Source organism: Clostridium acidisoli DSM 12555 (genome assembly GCF_900176305.1).
In the GTDB taxonomy this organism is placed as follows: Bacteria; Bacillota; Clostridia; order Clostridiales; family Clostridiaceae; genus Clostridium_I; species Clostridium_I acidisoli.
Window position 1 is genome coordinate 629,022 of sequence record NZ_FWXH01000002.1, and the last position, 16,437, is coordinate 645,458.

Consider the following 16,437-nt stretch of genomic DNA (forward strand, 5'->3'; position numbering starts at 1 on the left):
ACTTAATTAGGACAATCAACTAATTTATTATTATATTTCACTTCATATAAGATTTATTCAAGTTATTTTCTGTTGATGAACAATAATTTTCGATTACTTATGTAACTTTAAATAATAATGATACATCAAGTTAAGAGGAAGTGTCCAATATAACCCTGCTGTAGACTTTGACAGTCTTTTTGATATGCTTTTTAAGGAATAAAAGCGTTTATTAGCCCAAATAAAACCTTCTAGTAGTTCCTCCGAACTCATATTTTTAGGAATGTAGACTACATCTTTTCTAGAATTATACTTGCTCCAATCATAGGTTAGAATCCTGTTTTCAGCTTCAAGTCTATTAAACAGTGGCGTTCCTGGGTATGGAGTCAATATATTAAAGGTGGCATTCTGAACTCCTGCATTTTCTAGAAAATCTAAGGTATCTTTAAATATATTTTTAGTATCCTGATCAAAACCAAACACTACACCAGCTTGTACAGAAATGCCGTAAGAGTGTATTTTATGAATCACTTTATAAAAATCATCTACTTTGTTAAAGGACTTGTTAGCACTATTTAAGCTCTTTTGGGATATTGATTCTATACCAAGAAAAAGCTGTTTACATCCACTTTTTGCTGCTAATTCAAGAAACTCGTCATCTTTACCTGCATTTATACTTGCTTGACTGCTCCACCACTTTTTATATGGTGCTATAGCTTTAAATAGTTTCTTTGAATATTCTAAATCAGCAGAGATGTTATCGTCCCAAAATATTATCACTTTACCTTTGAAGGAAGCATATTCTCTTGCAGCTTCTTCTATAGGCCTCTTTCTCAGTTTATTTTTATACATTACTGAAATAGTGCAAAACTCGCATTTATTTGGGCATCCACGAGTAGCAAACATTATTCCATTAGAGTGATCTTTTCTATGAAATAAATCTTTTCTTGACATAGGTATACCGTCTAATTCTGGCGGATAAGTACATATATATTTTCTTTTATACTGCTTTTTTTCAAACTCATATATAAATTGAGGCCAGGTTATTTCTGATTCCCCAACAAAGATTACATCAGCATATTTCTCTGCTTCCTGAGGCATCAGTGTAACATGAGGGCCTCCCATGGCCACTACAACACCTTTTTCTCTGAACCTTGTGGCAATATTGTAGGCGTGATTTGCACTTGGGGTATGAAATGTTATAGCAACAAGATCATAATGCTTATTAAAGTTAACTCTTTCAACCTCTTCATCTACATGCTCAATATTCCAGTTTGGTGGGGTAAGAGCAGCTAAATATGGCATAGTACATTGTTGAAATCCAATAACTCTTGATTTTCTTATATTCCTTATCTCATCTGAAGATGCAGTTATTAACAGTAAGTTCATCATTTTACCTTATCTTTCTAAAGTTATCTCTGTTACATTTTACACTTCCAAACCAATTATTGTATTACGATGTCATATTTTAATATTGTACCGTATTGTTAAGATTTTTTAAATTCTTGTATTTTACTTAATTATAGCGCAAATTTAATTTTCTGTAATTAAATCCTTATAATTTTGCAGTATTCCTATAGGTTTCTTTTCTCCAAATAGCTTATATCTTAGATAATAATCCACATATACATTAAGAATATTATGTATCATACTAATTATCTATCAATATATGCACTCTTATCTATATCTTTTTTTCATATAAATAAAATAATCCCTTTCTCCAATTTGCCTCTCCTACTCTTACATAACCAATTTTTTCATACAATCTTAAAGCAGCTGGATTTAATGAAAAAGCATCTAATCTAATAGATTCTATCCCATCTTTTCTTAGCATTTTTTCAATTAGTATCATACTCTGAGTACCAATACCTTGATTTTGGAAATCAGGATTAACACATAATCTATGAACTATGCTAAAAGATTCATTTCTATATTTCCAATTTCCATTAATGTATTCTTCATCATAATCACTATTTAAAACAAATGCACATGCCATTTTATTATCAACTACTCCTAAAAACATTTCACCTTTTAAAATATCTTCTTTTAAAATTTCTTTGGTTGGATATATGTTATCCCATTGATTAATTCCATTGCTATCCATCACTTCAATAGCATTTTTAAATATTTTTTCTACATAGTCTAAATCGTCTATAGTCGCTATTCTTAATATTAATTCTGTACTCATTATAATTTCTCCAATTCATTTATAATTTCAAAAGTAACTTCAAGTTTATTTATTGAAATTTGCATTTTAAACCCATTTTCTATTTTGTACCGGTTTTCCATGCCCAAAATGAATAAATCTATTCCCCAAATCGCTAATCTTTCTTGCACTAAGTTCAAGTTGCATTTTATTTTCATAAATCAATGAGATAGATGGTTTTATCATATTCATTAAGGAATCTCCAACAATCAAATCTCTTTCTTCAACATCAATACCTATTGAGCCTTTAGTGTGTCCTGGAAGTCCAAGTATTTTCCCTTTAATCCCAAAGCATTCTAAAGAATCTCCATCTTTTAAAAATATAGTAGGTTTAAATTTTTCTATAGGATTACTTTTAATTGATTTTTGAGAGAAATAGCACAATATTTTACCAATTGCACCTCTTCCATACATGGATTGTAATGTGTTATCATCAACTAAATCTTCATCACCAATTCCAATAGCAATTGGAACATTTAGTCGTTTAGACAAAACTGCTGTGTTTTGAATATGGTCAATATGTCCATGTGTCAGTATAATACATTTTACTTGGCTATCTTTACAAACATCATAGATTTTTTCTGCATATCCTGCTAGTCCAGTATCAACAAGAACTGCACTGTCTCCTTCTTTAATCAAAAAGGCATTTACATTTCCACATGGAATTCTAATAATATCACTCATATTTACATAGAACCCTCCTTATAAATTACTATTTATCGCTCACAATTATTTACTATAAGACTTAAATTTTATAAAAATTATACCATATTATTACTGGTTAATTTACTATTATTTTGAATTTTATTATAAAGTTCTCCATTTATCATTACTCCAATATCACCTTGTCCATATATTCATTAAGACATACACATGCAACTATGCTTTTAGAGTCAGGTGCAGAACCTAAAGATATTCAAACTCGTCTCGGACACAGTAAGTTAGCCACTACAATGGACACCTATTCACATGTAAGTTGGGCTGGGTCTTTGTTTCCATCTTCATCATAACCGCCTACAATAACTTTTTCAACAATACTTTCAAAAACATAGCGGTCAAATTCGGATAAAACCTCATTATGCTCCAAAGTCTTCTTAAAATCTCGTAAACGTCGTTTTATACCCTTTTCATTTGCAGCCGTTTCCTGTAATTTCTCTCGGTCTTTTAATAATTGTCCCTGCTTCTCTGTAAAAGAAGAATATTTTGATTCATAGGAGCCCTTGTCAAGGGTATCTTCCAACCGCATATCCACCAACTTACTTTTCTTTCTCTCAATTGATTCTATTTCCTTATCCAGTTTGGAAAGTTGCTTAATAGCCGCTGTAATGCTTCACAATCTGGTTAATGGTTTTGCTGCCACAATGTCAGGAAAAGGAATCATAGGTTATCGGCTCTGCGTCTTAGCGTCTGGCTCTTTGATAACTGACATATTAAATTGTTGAATGTTAATTATCGTTTCCTGCTATTTTGAGGTTAAATTATTGAAATCTTATTCTATCTTTATATTTGGGTATACCATTCCTTACTTTTACCCATGCACTATTTTTGAATAGTTCATATTCTTCAAAAGCACAAGGTAACCCTTTTGCCGTTGATATATCACTACTATCCATAAGCTGAAAATGTAAATGTGGAGCAAGAGAATTTCCTGAATCTCCTATTCTGCCAATAACTTCACCTTTTTTCACATTCTGACCAACTGAAACTTGAATAGACCCTTTTTGAAGATGACATAAGGCAGCATATAGATTTTTGCTACTTTCTATAATAACGTAGTTGCCTGCGACAGATTGTTCGTCGTCTTTTTTAGGGTCAAAATAATGAGCATTTTTATAAGCATTTGACATATCTGATAGTAGCTTCGTCCGTGTTCGTTCTTTATAACCGTCCTCTGCCTTCACAATGGTTCCGTCACAAGGTGCATATATTTCTTTCCCCCAACAATAATATTCATTCACTGGAACCCCAAAAATAAGATATTGCAAGAAGCTAACTCGATAAGCGGGTAATCCCTTTCTTTCCCAATCTACCTGTATAAAATCATAAGCATATCTTGTACCTAATTTGTTCGTGCCGTGACTCGGAATTTTTGTTCCTGGAGTATTAGGTGAAAGCCATTCCCCTCGCAAAGGAAACTCTACAATTATTGGCTCACGCATTTCAATCATTATATTCCTCCTATAAATCCGTTGTTTACCAATATTAAAAATAATTAGTGCTATAAGTGCAACGCCAAGTATGCGTATATTCCGTTTACAACACACAGATTTCATTCCCCTAATCATTTAGTGAAATATAGAATACTTTTCTAAGTTCATCAAAATATTCATCTATTTTTTTTATAATAACTTCGCTGTTCAAGGCACTTATATCACCATTACGAATGTCCTCTAATAGTTGATTAGTAAATCCAATATTAGACCAAAATATAATTTGCTTGCATTTTTCAATATCTAGTCCATTTCTAAATTTACTCTCATCTACTTTATCAAATAGTTTAGGATAGCAGTTTAAGTCTTCTTCGCGTGTTCTATTTTCAAGCTCCTTATTAATTTCGGCGGAATTAGTAACACGTGCGAGTTTACTAAACTTTGAAATCCAAGGATATTTTTCAAACAGCTTAATTTGTAAAAGATATGATTGTCGTAATCTATCAAAAATATCCTTTTCATCGTAATTCATCAATTCAAAGTATTCCTTTTTCATTAGGTCGGAAAAGTAATCATACACAATAAGGAAAAGCTCCTGTTTGCTACTTACATAATGAAACATAAGGGCTTTAGAAATTCCCGCTTCTTTTGCTATTACATTTGTTGAAGCCTTGTCATAGCCCTGTAATGAAAATTCTTTTAATGCTGCATTTAGAACAGCGTCCCTTCGTTGAGGGTCTAAATTTAATAATTTTGTTATCATGCCTACTCCTTTGCACAAAAATATTTACCTTTTAGGTTAATAATATCATACCAACATTTACCTAAAAGGTCAATAGTGCAATGGTATAATAAAGTTGTAACAGCTCAAACCTAATAGATTATAATAATATCTATTAAGAGGAGAGTAATGATTATGAAAAAGAAAACTTATGAAGAAAATTTTAAGACAAAAATTATACGCCTTCATCTTGAAGAAGGACGAACTATAAAAAGCTTATCAGAAAAATATGAAATCCATAAAAAAATCACTTGCTTTTTCTCATAAAATAGCAAGTGATTTTCGATAATATTTTTCACAATATATATTTTTTCTAAATCTATTCTTTTGTGTTCCCACACTCCATATCAATAACCACAGAAACTTTAATATATTTTTTTAACTGTTTATTACGGATTTTATCACCTTCACTTGTAAAGCCAAAAAATCCCCCAAACTTAATATTTTTAAATACCTTCCTGGTGTATGTTTTGATGAAGAGCCGGAATTTCTCGAAGACTTTTTGCCTTGGAATTCAGATGTACGGGCATTCTGCAATAAAGCCGAAAAGTGATCATCATCGATTGCCTTTCGGCTTTTTCTTTGCACTGGTTTATTTGACGCTTACTAATATTTTGTCTTGATTTTATCAATAGGAGGACATATTATCTAGGTACTTAATTTTTTACGCTTACCATTATTCTACAACTAACAACGATTTCCTTCAGAGTATATTAATTCCAAAGATTAAAATGGGCGTAAAAAAGCTACAATCTTTTGTGATTGCAGCTTACTGACCAGCTGGTTCGTAGATAATTTTATTGAAATGCGTTATAACTTTTACATACAAAAATATCACCTGAAATAATGTTTTATAGACGCCTCGATATTCAAGTACTGCCTGTTATTTATAATGGTATAAGAAAAATCAATATAATTGAATTTCCCAATATTTAAGTACATATTGTCACTAATTTTTATTTGATTTGAGCCCTCTATTGGTTGAGAAAAAGTTTAGGTGGATTACTTATGAACGAATATAGCTCTCTTTCACCCTAACTGAGAATTAAAGTGCTTTATAGGCCCCGTCTGTCTTCCTTCATGCTATACCTTCTCCTTTAAATGCTGCTTTGAATCCTTTATAAAGTTTACAGCATTCTGCTGATTATCTGGAGCGCACTCTAGCGATTTTTCCATTGCTTCTATACATAGCTCATACTGTTCGCCCTCAAAATAGGCCTCTCCCAAACTATCCCATGCATTTGCTGATTGAGGAAAAAGAATTGTTCCGACCTTTAAGAAAGCACTTGCCGTACTATAATCTTTCTTCCAAAGGAAATCATATCCTGTGTCATTTAAACTATTCTCTAGTAAGTTTTTCATCTTACAATCCCTAGCCATAAGTTCCTGGTAGCATCTTACTGCTTGGTCTAAATTACCCTCAACTATATAATCACTGGCAAGATTCTCCTCATCATTTAGCCGTTCAATTTCGTTTCCGTTCATATATAACTTATCTGAATCTTTTATAAAGTCGAATTTAACCTCTCGGTTTCTATCAATAAAAATATTATTGCCGACATAATCAAGTTGTTTTGGTTCATCATAAATTGTTTTATAAAATAAACTATTATCTTGGTGAAAAATTTTCAATGTTTTGTCAATCTCCATTTTGTAGTTACCGCAGAAAAATTTAATTTCATCTAATGACAAATAAACTATTTGATACTCTGGATGTAAAAGATTATACCAGCCATAAGTTGCTGCAGCACTTCTTATAACAGGCATCTTCATCTTATATCCACTATCGGAGTTCGTCATCATAATCACACCAAAACCCTTTTCTTTGTGAAACTGCATACTGCAAGCATAGCCAGTATTTCCACCGTCGTGTCCTACTAAAGATTCCCTGCATATTATTTCATTAAACAATCCAATGTTACATTCACCATGCAAAACCGGAGTAGTCATAATCTCCATAAACTCTTTACTAAGAATCTTATTCCCGTCGCCTCTTAAGGACTTTTGCACCTCTATAGAAAACTTGGCTAAATCTTCTGCTGTGCTCCATAATCCAGCAGCCGCCATCTCAGGATAAACATACCTTCTTTCCGGAATTTGCTCTCCTTCACTATTGTGGCCTGCGGCAGCGTTATAAGACTGTTCGTTACTTAAATCACAATTACTGTAAAAACTATTTGTCATACTCAAGGGTTCTAATACTAATTCCCGCATGATTTCCTGAAAACTTTTTTGTAACTGATCTACCAAAACTTGCTGTACTATAGCCATTCCTCCACCTGAATATCTAAATTGTGTGTCCGGTTCCATATCCACACGAACCTTTCCCGTAACAGCAGGTGCTTCACCATTAAGTACCTGAATCAAAGTTGGAACCTCATCACCAGGCTTATACCCTGGAAAACCATGTATTGTAACCCCCGCAGTATGCGACAGTAGATTCCTCAAAGTCACTTTGTTTTTGGCTGTAAACTCACTCTCAGGCAACTTCCAAGACTTTAGATATGTATTTATATCTTTATCCAAATCTAATATACCTTCCTGAACTAATTTCATTACAGCTAGAGCTGTAAGTGGTTTACTAATAGATGCTGCTTGAAAAATGGTATTTGTATCCACCAGTATTCCCTTTTCTGTATCTGCAAACCCGTAGCCCTTAGCCCAAATTATTTCATAATCATTAATTACTGCTACACTCATACCCGGGGTGTTGGTTTCATTCATTAGTTCAGTTATTGATTTCAATCTGTCACCCTTAATAAAATATTCAGTACGAAGACCGTTCTCAACTCGATCATCTTTTTTGTTTCCCTTTAACATACTTATTCCTCCAATATCACTTAATTTATAATAATGAACCTCTTGGCTTTGTATCACATTTTGACTGTTCACAACAGGAATTGCTATTGTCAAGTTAACTCGCTTTATACATCTAATTTATTCTCCTCATGTTTATGCATAAATTATCACAAATCTTTCCCTCTATTATCCAATAAAAAGGAAAAGAAAAGTGAATGCTGTGAAAATAAAAATCACTGTCCTTGTCTAATATTATAGCAGTTATCCTGATTGGCCATGTATAACTCTTTCCTGCAGTGCTTTCCTTGATTGCGTATGAAACACTCCTATATGCGAGGAATAATATCTCACTAGGCGTAAGGCTTGATTGAAATAAAGTGTTAATTTCTTCTATGGTGCAATCTGCAATGTCACTCTCAGCCGTCTCTTTCCTCAGCATTCCTGTGATTGTAACCCAATGTACATCTCCCGAATTCCATGCTATAGCATTATCGAAATCTAAAGAAATCGCTGAATCACTATAACTATAAAAAAAATCTCTCACTCGTTCTAAACCATTGTACCATTGATTATCCAAGCCTATTACATATGGATTAGATTCATGTGCAAAGTATTTGCTCACTAGTTCTTATGAACGGTCTCACGACTTTTTTTATTTAGTTGAATAATGAAAAATAGTAAAATTGTTAACTCTATTTTTATGTGTTCCCGGACACCCTATCAAGAACTACTGATACGTTAACTCCATAAGAAATTGATTTTTTCTTCCCCTTTTGGTCACTTTGTGAAAACTGAAAAAACCTCTCAAAGTGCCTAAAATCAAGGATTCTTAGATATCTTTCCGATGTAGTCGAACCACTGTCTCCACGTGGCTAATAGGGCTTGGATTGATGTCGCAACCTATTTTGAGTGTATGAAAGCTTTATTTTTTATATATTTTTAATTTCTCCGTTCATGGGAATAAGTCGATAGTACTTTTTTAACTTTCTCGGTTTTCGGGAATATATCAACACCATTTACTACTTTTCCGGTGAAAGACATTCTTCTTAGTGTATTAATTTTAAAAATATCTTTCTATCATTTATTTTTCAAAATGGTGAACATTTCATCTTTATGTCTATTTGCCTTTTCTTCTGTCCATTTACCATCACCGAGTCTTGTCATTTTCTCCATTATTTTTAATTTCAGACTTTGATTGATGATACTTGGATATGAATTAATTTTTCCAGCAGGCGGCAAGTTAGAAAACTTAGAGTTCCCAGAAACCGTTATTAATGCTAGATTACCGAATCCATTTAAGTCATCTTGCTCCCAACTTTCTCCTTCGACTGGATGTTGCGGATGGAAATGCTCGATGGAACTTCTAAACTGGAATTGCCAATCTTCTTGCATTGGTGATATTATTTCCTTCCCATCATATGAATAGCCATCTCGATAAATTAAATAATCAAGATATGAAAATACAATTCGTTCAAATCCAAAACCATTCCTGTTTTGGTAATCGGAATCAACAACCTTCTTCTTACAATAGTTTTCTAACATAGCAATAATATCAGTTGCCTCGTTCTCTAACAAGTTAGATAAAATAACTGTAATCCAGTGCATAGTTTTTGGTGATGTATAAGTAATACGCAAACAAGATTGAAGAGTTCTTAGCTTCTTATTATCATTACCTTCATCACCCAATGTACCAACGTATTTAGGTTTATCATTATTTTTCTTGTTATCACGATATTTTTCTAAACGTTGCAGTGACCATTTACCCGTTTCTTTGTAATCTCTAGCAAACTCACGTTTTAACACATACTTGTCAAATAGCACTCGACACTTCAATAGATGGAACAAGAAATCTTTTGCCTTTTCAGCTGTTGACCATGCCCAAGATAAATTATTAAGGAAGTGTTTATCATCAAGGCTTGCATCTTCTTCTCCAAGTTTTCTCATGACCGCATTGACTTGCAATAAGAAGTTTGGAAATGAAATAGTTGATTCAAAACGCTCATTCTCATCTTCAGATTGCGTGTTTGACACATTAATCATTTTATTTTCTTTCAAAATATCAATTAAAAAATTCTTATCTATTGATTTATTTTCTGCAGAGATTTTACTTTTTATAGAATCAAAATTCTTAATTGATTGATTTAGACTACTCCAGTTCTCAGTAAAGATGTTTCTTCGCACATCCACATTAAAATTCATCTGAACATATGAATTCATATCAGAACATTTTTCCCAAATCAACGCTGCTACATCTTTGTCGTGATCACTTTTAAGCACTTCTAACAACTTTGCTTTAGCGATTTCATGAAGTTCCAATTGTTCTCCACGGGTATTCATAATTTCAAAGTAATGGTTTAAATCAATATTCTGCGGGACTTGTACTCGAATAAGAAAAACCCGTTTCAACTTTTGAGCAAATCTGCTTTTGTCGATATTTTTATTCTTGAAGTAGTTATCAACGATTTGAAAACCATTCAAGATTTCGGGTGATGATAATTCTTCAATTAATTCTTGATTACTACTATCGCTGACATAAGAAAGTGTACGATTTGATTTTTCACGTGCCTCAAATCGCAACGCTTCTTTCGCAAATACAATTCCTAAGTACTTTTCAAGAAGATATAAAGTCGTTAATCGCTGCTGCCCATCAATCACTTCGTAAACATTGTTATCCGTTTGATTAACAATCAAATTCCCTAAAAAATAGTTTTTATTAAAACCGTCAATAGAGCTTTCAATATCTTCAATCAATTGTTCTATTTGTGTTTCACCCCATGCATAATTACGTTGATAAATCGGCACTAGATAATTGATATTGGCAAAAACATCTGATACCGGTATGATTTTTAATTCTTCAGTCATCTTCTACCACCCATTCCATTCACAAAGCAATTTATATACTGCTTTGTATTTTTCTTTATTATTATCATAAATGTCTGGCTGTGTAAGCACAAGTAACTTCAATCCTTCTGGATCAGTCATTTCGCTGATTGCAGAAAACATATCGATTCCATAGTTTGCTCGCTCATGCTGACCTTTTGCATATTTATTGATGGTCTGCGGATACACCGCATTCATTGCCAATCGCAATGAATAACTCCATGAATAAAGTTGCTGCATCACTGATTTGGTTAAACTCTCAAGTCCAAACCTATCGGCAAAGAATAATAACGAACATTCATACAGCTGCATAATGTAAACATCGCCAGAACGCTTGCTTGGAACTTGCTCATGGTCATGAAATCGGTTAATTTGTTTTTGTATTTTTTCTAATAATTTTCCGTAATGAAGCGTGTAATTAAAGAATCGTTTCCCGGCTATCAAGGGTTGTGTCAATTGGAATTGATTCAAAAATTTTGAGGCAAGCAATTCATTACTACCATTAGCATTGAATTGTTCTACATACAGATTACTAGCTTTATGATAAATTGCATAATTGTAGATATTTGCTCCTTTAATTCCTTTGAAAGAATCAATTTTACTTGAAGAATAACCTAAACCTTCTTTTCCTTTATACCATTGAGTCAGTGGGTACAAATAGTTTCTAAATAAATCGTCTAAATCGTCTTGGTTCATGTTTTCCCATCTATTTATAATTTTAACTTTCTGGTTTTCATCTTCACTATTTATTTCTCGCAAATGGTATGATTTCAACAAATCATGTGGTGCTAACTCTTTTCCACGAGAATTTTGTGAATCGAAGAACTGAAATGCATCTTGCTCACTGTCTGTGACAATTTGAACCGTGGTGCATTTATTCAAAAGATAATCTTTATATTTTTTACATTCATCATCGGTTAATTCGTTAGCTCTTTTAGAAAGAACTCGAAAATTTGTGACAATAACATCATTCGATAGTTTGCTGTATTTTTCTTTCAACAGTCTTTGTTTGTCATCGCCTAAGCAATAAAGCAGAATTGATAATGTAGTAAGCCTTTGTTGCCCATCAACAATATTATATTTTCCAGAACGTTCTTTGTGTAAGATTATCGATCCAAGGCGATATTCGTTGATTCCATCCTTAAGCGCTTCATATGTATCAATAAATAAGGTATTGCTTGACTTCACACTCCAACTATATGGTCGTTGATATGATGGCAGTGCTAAATTTATATTAAGTAAGTCTTTTAATTTGGTTATTTTTAATTCATCTTGAATTAGTGCCATTGTTTATCTCCTCATGTTGCATTTAAAAAATATAATTGTATATTCTTTCATACACCTTTTTTAAATCTTTTGCTAAATCTTGAATATTTGATATGCTATCTTCTGAAATAGTAAAATAATTTTTTACCAAATTTATAATTTTAGTTTCTTCTACTGCAACAACATCGTCAGCCATAATTACAGCATATAATTCAAACCAAACTATCTTTTGAATCTGCTCTGACTTCTCTGAAAAAAACTTAATTAATGTTTCAATATTTGTTGTATCTGGTATATCTGATATACTAAGTTCAATTTTATAGTTGTTTATAAGTTCCTTCTCATCTTCATCATAATTCCCATCTAGATTTGCTATCTTATATACCAATTCTAAAAAATTCTCTTTTTCTTCTTGATTAAATAAATTTAAAAACATCTTACATTCTCCTCCTACTAATTAAAAAAATCATCTAAGTCTTTATTACTTTTCATAATTTTAGAATCATCAACTCCACATGCCTTTGCAAGTGCAATTGAATGTTCTGCTTGTATTGTGTATGAATTTTCACTTGAAAAAGTTTCTTGAATTTCATGATAAATCAACTGGTATTCTTGCTCAATCTGTATTGTAAATTCTCGAAGCAGTATTTCAAGAGAAACATCTAATTGTTGCATTCGATCATAAAATCGCTGTATTACTTCTCTTTCTTTCGGTGTAACATGGTATAGTATCCTTTCTTCAAATTTTCTAAGTACTTCTAAAATAACTGGACCAAGTCTAAAGCGTAATTCCCGTAAAACTAGCATTATTAATCTTACCCATGCCACATAATTTAAGTGGAGAATAAATGTCATCACATTTCCACCTTCAATCAATCCATGTACCGCAGCGTCTGTACCATCAATTAAACACAATGTACCATTTCCTACAATAAGCATAATACGTAAATCAGCATGTTGTTTAGTTGGAGCACATTCCACCCAGTCTTTTTTTTCATAAAATCTTTGACGGATAACCCATATTGCTCTAATCATCAATTCTTCAATTAGAACAGGTATTGCCATAGCCGCACCGAATCTTAAGTCATATCCTTCTTGAAATACACGTGTCATTACTACAGCAAGAGTTTGTTTGTCATTACCAACTTGCAGTTTACCAAAATCACATAACTGAAATAATTCCATAAAAGGAATAGAAACACCCGTTCCACGTCCAGTACTGCCGGAACCCCTATTACCAGAACTTCCCGCCATATCTGACATAATGTGCCCCAGCCAGTTACAAAATCCAGAAAATAATTTTGCTACAAAATTACCACCTTTAAGTGGTGATTCCACATCTGATGTATCAATTCGAATTAATTGACCATCGCTCAAAAAACTTGATGTGTTCATAAATTGGTCTAATATTGAAAAAAATAATCCAATTGGATCCGGAGAATGAGATAAAGACTTAAAATGATGATTCTTTGCCGCCATATTGAACAACCCATCAACTTCGCTAGTGCTTTTCTGATCATAATTAACACCATAATTTCTCTCAAAAAAACCAATTGCTGAAGCTATATTATTTTCATTTCCAGGTCTTGGCTTCCAACCTGTAAGCTTTGCTGCTTTTTTCACTAGTTCATCTGCTGCTGTGTCTGTAAGTTTCCCAAATTTGCTCATTCCTGGAGCACCAACAAATAAAATATCTATCAACCCTGCTGCTGCACCACAAAAAGCAGCTATCATATAATCATACTTATCACATTTTGCATGTGCCCATTCTTCTTTTTTTACTTCGGCTGGTGTATATCCATTTTCATCTATCATGAAACAGTCTCTCCGAGCTTTTTAGATAACGCTTCAGCAGAATTCATCATCTTCCTAAGATTATTTTTGTTATCTTCTGTAAACAGTTTATAATCATTTAAACCTGACTGTAACATTGCAGTAATTAACTGAACGATTTCTCTATTTAAAGAGACAGTCGTTTTTCGAAGTAACACTACTTTAACATCTACTTCTTTTATACGTTCGGTTTCCCTTTTTACTGCTCTTGTGCTTGATTCAGCTTTTTCTGCAATTTTCTTATTCTTACTATTAGCAAGAATGCCTCCTCCTACTAACGCTACTCCTCCAATAGCCCATCCTACAGGACCTGCCAATGTAAGAAGTGTCTCTCCAGCAGCCATACCACCACCACCTGCAAGCAAAGCTCCTCCACCAAGCCATGCTAAAGCAGCATTTGTTGCAGCTGCACCTGATAATGTTGCGATGGCTGTTCCAGTGGAAGCTGTACCAAAAGTCATAGCTACAGCCATTGCGGCTGTTGGTCCAAATGCTGCTACTCCTGCACCTGCCATAACTCCTGCGCCTGCCACACCACCACTTACTTTGTCAGCCTTTTTACTTTCCAGTTCTAGCATTTTTAAATCAGACTCAAATTTATTTCTTCTCACCACAATCTCACTAACAATCTTTTCATATTCCTTTGGTTTATTAGCAAGGTTTTGAATATAAGCTTCCACGCCTTTCAATGTTTTTACGGCCTCTAACCTCTTTTGATGTAAATCCGAAATATTCTTTATAGTTGTTTCATATGTATTTTGATATTCCTTATTTGCTCTGTCTAACACAGCTAAAGCTTCCTTTTTGTAGCCTGCATTTAGCATGACTTATACCCCCTTTATTTTCTTCACTTTTATTTCCACTAAATTATAAGTTTTGTTAAACTGTCATGTACATCTACTTGTAACATCAGTTATGAACCAATGATTTATGCCATATGAAATTTTTTCAAATAATATGATTAATAATATATAGACAATTTCCCTTTATTAAAGCAGCTGAATATAATCCCCTTGGCTCTTTAGCCACATATTTATGCCATTACCATAAGATTCTGTACAAATAGTATACACACCGCTTTTCTCTCCAATAATCTATGCTGTTGGTAGTCTGTCGAGAACCGCTTCTATTGAAGGGCCCTTAAATTCAAACATTATTCTTCTTAGTTCCCCAGAGTACATAAACTGCACTCTTTTTCTAAACTCTCCATCATTAAACTTGTCCTTATATGGAATATTAAAATTCTGTTTTGTTCCTATCAAATTTGCTATTCTATTTATTCGAAATATGGTAGGAAAATCTTTACTATCATCTGCCATAAAGCCGATGAGATAGAAATAGAATTCTGAAAATATTATAGACACAGGTTTCACAGTTCGGCTTTTCGCTATTCCATCTTGCCGTGTATAAGCAAAAGTAATGATTTCTTGCTTGCATATAAATTGTGACAACTCCCATATAGGTGACAACAGTTTTTTATTATGTTTAACAGGTATGTATTGAAATAACTCATTTTTTACAATATCATTTACGGTTTTTCTATCATTCGGAACAACTTGGGACATTAATTTTTCAATAATCCCATTCAGTTCTTCCTTTTGGAAAGCACGACTTTCTAAAAGAATTTTGCAAAGCGCGAGTACTTCTTCGTTAGTGAGCCATTCACGTTCAAAACGGACAAGATAATATCCACCTTTTGATTTATCGTATTTTATGAAAACTTCTGTTTCTGAAAAATGTGTTTCAGAAAGATATGCTCTCAAGTCATCAATGTCACGCTGAATGGTTTTTTCTGAAACATTAAATTCAATTGCCATTTTATCTTTTATGAGTAATTCACCTTTATTTAATCTTTCATAGATACTCAGTAATCTAAATCCTTTATTTCCACGATAATCTATACTTAAATACAACTCATCGCCTCCAGCTCCTTATATTATTATACATATGAAGATGGACACATAATGGGGTTCTAAAAAAATTCTTATTTTAATTTCAATTCACAATCTAATTCATCTGTATATATCTCAAGTATATTAAGAAGTTTATCCGTTTCAGGCTTTTTGATAAATACCAATAACAAGCTTAAAAAAATATTTCAAAACAACTTAGCTTTCTTATTTTCTACTTGCATTATAGTGTGTCTTGAAACACCAATTAAATTAGATAATTGTACTTGTGTTAAGCCTAACTTTGCTCTAAGCATTGCTAAATTATCTTCCATATTTGCTGTAACTTTTTCTCTCACTAACTCTAAATTATTGTTTTCCAAAGCACACTCACCTATTTTGTGAAAATTTTACCATATAAATATATCATAATTTTTTACATTTTACAATTTATATAGACAAGCTGTTAAAAATAACGACTTCAAAACGCAAAAAATCACCAACCTGAGAACATTTTCTCCAAGTTGGTGATTAAAATAATTCTTTACATCCCCACCTCAACTTCCACCCCAGACTTGAATTCTACCCTGGACTTCTCATAATACACCGTAACCTTACCAATTAATCTTCTCGATAGCTGCTCATCACAATCAT

Annotated in this window: 16 protein-coding genes and 2 pseudogenes; 2 read left to right on the plus strand and 16 right to left on the minus strand. The window is 32.8% G+C overall.

From position 1 onward, the window contains the following. Positions 1 to 93: 93 nt before the first annotated feature. From B8978_RS03135 to B8978_RS03145, 3 genes are all read right to left on the minus strand, one after another. Positions 94 to 1,371 carry a B12-binding domain-containing radical SAM protein gene (locus tag B8978_RS03135; protein WP_242950465.1) on the minus strand — a complete coding sequence of 426 codons (1,278 nt, stop codon included), beginning with the start codon at positions 1,369 to 1,371 and terminating at the stop codon, positions 94 to 96. 289 nt (positions 1,372 to 1,660) lie between these two features. Next, the gene (locus tag B8978_RS03140) at positions 1,661 to 2,167 is read right to left on the minus strand and encodes a GNAT family N-acetyltransferase (RefSeq protein WP_084113826.1); all 507 of its coding nucleotides are present in this window, start codon (positions 2,165 to 2,167) and stop codon (positions 1,661 to 1,663) included. A gap of 66 nt (positions 2,168 to 2,233) precedes the next feature. Further along, on the minus strand, positions 2,234 to 2,869 hold the full coding sequence (locus B8978_RS03145; protein WP_084113827.1) for an MBL fold metallo-hydrolase: 636 nt from the start codon (positions 2,867 to 2,869) through the stop codon (positions 2,234 to 2,236). A gap of 170 nt (positions 2,870 to 3,039) precedes the next feature. Between B8978_RS03145 and B8978_RS03150 the strand changes: the two are divergent. Then, positions 3,040 to 3,195 (plus strand): annotated as a pseudogene (locus B8978_RS03150) (tyrosine-type recombinase/integrase); the annotation flags it as partial. On the opposite strand, the gene B8978_RS03155 reads toward B8978_RS03150, so the two are convergent. The 4 genes and pseudogenes from B8978_RS03155 to B8978_RS03165 all read right to left on the minus strand — a co-directional run bounded on the left by B8978_RS03155 (position 3,147) and on the right by B8978_RS03165 (position 5,098). After that, positions 3,147 to 3,425, minus strand: a complete 279-nt coding sequence (locus tag B8978_RS03155; protein ID WP_341435432.1) for a hypothetical protein — start codon at positions 3,423 to 3,425, stop codon at positions 3,147 to 3,149. The pseudogene B8978_RS03150 and the gene B8978_RS03155 sit on opposite strands and share 49 nt — an antisense overlap. A gap of 144 nt (positions 3,426 to 3,569) precedes the next feature. Then, a pseudogene (locus B8978_RS20575) lies at positions 3,570 to 3,644 on the minus strand (cysteine-rich KTR domain-containing protein); the annotation flags it as partial. Between the two features lie 19 nt (positions 3,645 to 3,663). Continuing rightward, positions 3,664 to 4,353 carry a M23 family metallopeptidase gene (locus tag B8978_RS03160; protein WP_084113828.1) on the minus strand — a complete coding sequence of 230 codons (690 nt, stop codon included), beginning with the start codon at positions 4,351 to 4,353 and terminating at the stop codon, positions 3,664 to 3,666. Between the two features lie 109 nt (positions 4,354 to 4,462). After that, the gene (locus B8978_RS03165) at positions 4,463 to 5,098 is read right to left on the minus strand and encodes a TetR/AcrR family transcriptional regulator (RefSeq protein WP_084113829.1); all 636 of its coding nucleotides are present in this window, start codon (positions 5,096 to 5,098) and stop codon (positions 4,463 to 4,465) included. Between the two features lie 153 nt (positions 5,099 to 5,251). Between B8978_RS03165 and B8978_RS20345 the strand changes: the two genes are divergently transcribed. After that, complete coding sequence (locus B8978_RS20345; RefSeq protein ID WP_139795956.1) at positions 5,252 to 5,383, plus strand: transposase; 132 nt, start codon at positions 5,252 to 5,254, stop codon at positions 5,381 to 5,383. An 816-nt stretch (positions 5,384 to 6,199) separates the two neighbouring features. Here the strand turns inward: B8978_RS20345 and B8978_RS03175 are convergent. From B8978_RS03175 to B8978_RS19695, 9 genes are all read right to left on the minus strand, one after another. Continuing rightward, complete coding sequence (locus B8978_RS03175) at positions 6,200 to 7,936, minus strand: serine hydrolase (RefSeq protein WP_084113830.1); 1,737 nt, start codon at positions 7,934 to 7,936, stop codon at positions 6,200 to 6,202. A 112-nt stretch (positions 7,937 to 8,048) separates the two neighbouring features. Beyond that, positions 8,049 to 8,537: a hypothetical protein gene (locus tag B8978_RS03180; protein ID WP_084113831.1), complete on the minus strand. Its 489-nt coding sequence runs from the start codon at positions 8,535 to 8,537 to the stop codon at positions 8,049 to 8,051. A 455-nt stretch (positions 8,538 to 8,992) separates the two neighbouring features. Beyond that, complete coding sequence (locus B8978_RS03185; RefSeq protein ID WP_084113832.1) at positions 8,993 to 10,777, minus strand: DUF262 domain-containing protein; 1,785 nt, start codon at positions 10,775 to 10,777, stop codon at positions 8,993 to 8,995. Between the two features lie 3 nt (positions 10,778 to 10,780). Further along, the gene (locus B8978_RS03190; RefSeq protein WP_084113833.1) at positions 10,781 to 12,082 is read right to left on the minus strand and encodes a DUF262 domain-containing protein; all 1,302 of its coding nucleotides are present in this window, start codon (positions 12,080 to 12,082) and stop codon (positions 10,781 to 10,783) included. Between the two features lie 22 nt (positions 12,083 to 12,104). After that, positions 12,105 to 12,497, minus strand: a complete 393-nt coding sequence (locus B8978_RS03195) for a hypothetical protein (protein ID WP_084113834.1) — start codon at positions 12,495 to 12,497, stop codon at positions 12,105 to 12,107. Positions 12,498 to 12,514: 17 nt separating this feature from the next. After that, positions 12,515 to 13,876, minus strand: coding sequence for a hypothetical protein (locus B8978_RS03200; RefSeq protein ID WP_084113835.1), 1,362 nt, complete (start codon positions 13,874 to 13,876; stop codon positions 12,515 to 12,517). Continuing rightward, positions 13,873 to 14,718: a hypothetical protein gene (locus tag B8978_RS03205; RefSeq protein ID WP_084113836.1), complete on the minus strand. Its 846-nt coding sequence runs from the start codon at positions 14,716 to 14,718 to the stop codon at positions 13,873 to 13,875. The genes B8978_RS03200 and B8978_RS03205 overlap by 4 nt, the downstream gene beginning before the upstream one ends. 270 nt (positions 14,719 to 14,988) lie before the next feature. Then, positions 14,989 to 15,807 carry a helix-turn-helix transcriptional regulator gene (locus tag B8978_RS03210; protein WP_242950466.1) on the minus strand — a complete coding sequence of 273 codons (819 nt, stop codon included), beginning with the start codon at positions 15,805 to 15,807 and terminating at the stop codon, positions 14,989 to 14,991. A gap of 185 nt (positions 15,808 to 15,992) precedes the next feature. Continuing rightward, positions 15,993 to 16,166 carry a helix-turn-helix transcriptional regulator gene (locus B8978_RS19695; protein ID WP_176212590.1) on the minus strand — a complete coding sequence of 58 codons (174 nt, stop codon included), beginning with the start codon at positions 16,164 to 16,166 and terminating at the stop codon, positions 15,993 to 15,995. Positions 16,167 to 16,437 lie beyond the last annotated feature (271 nt).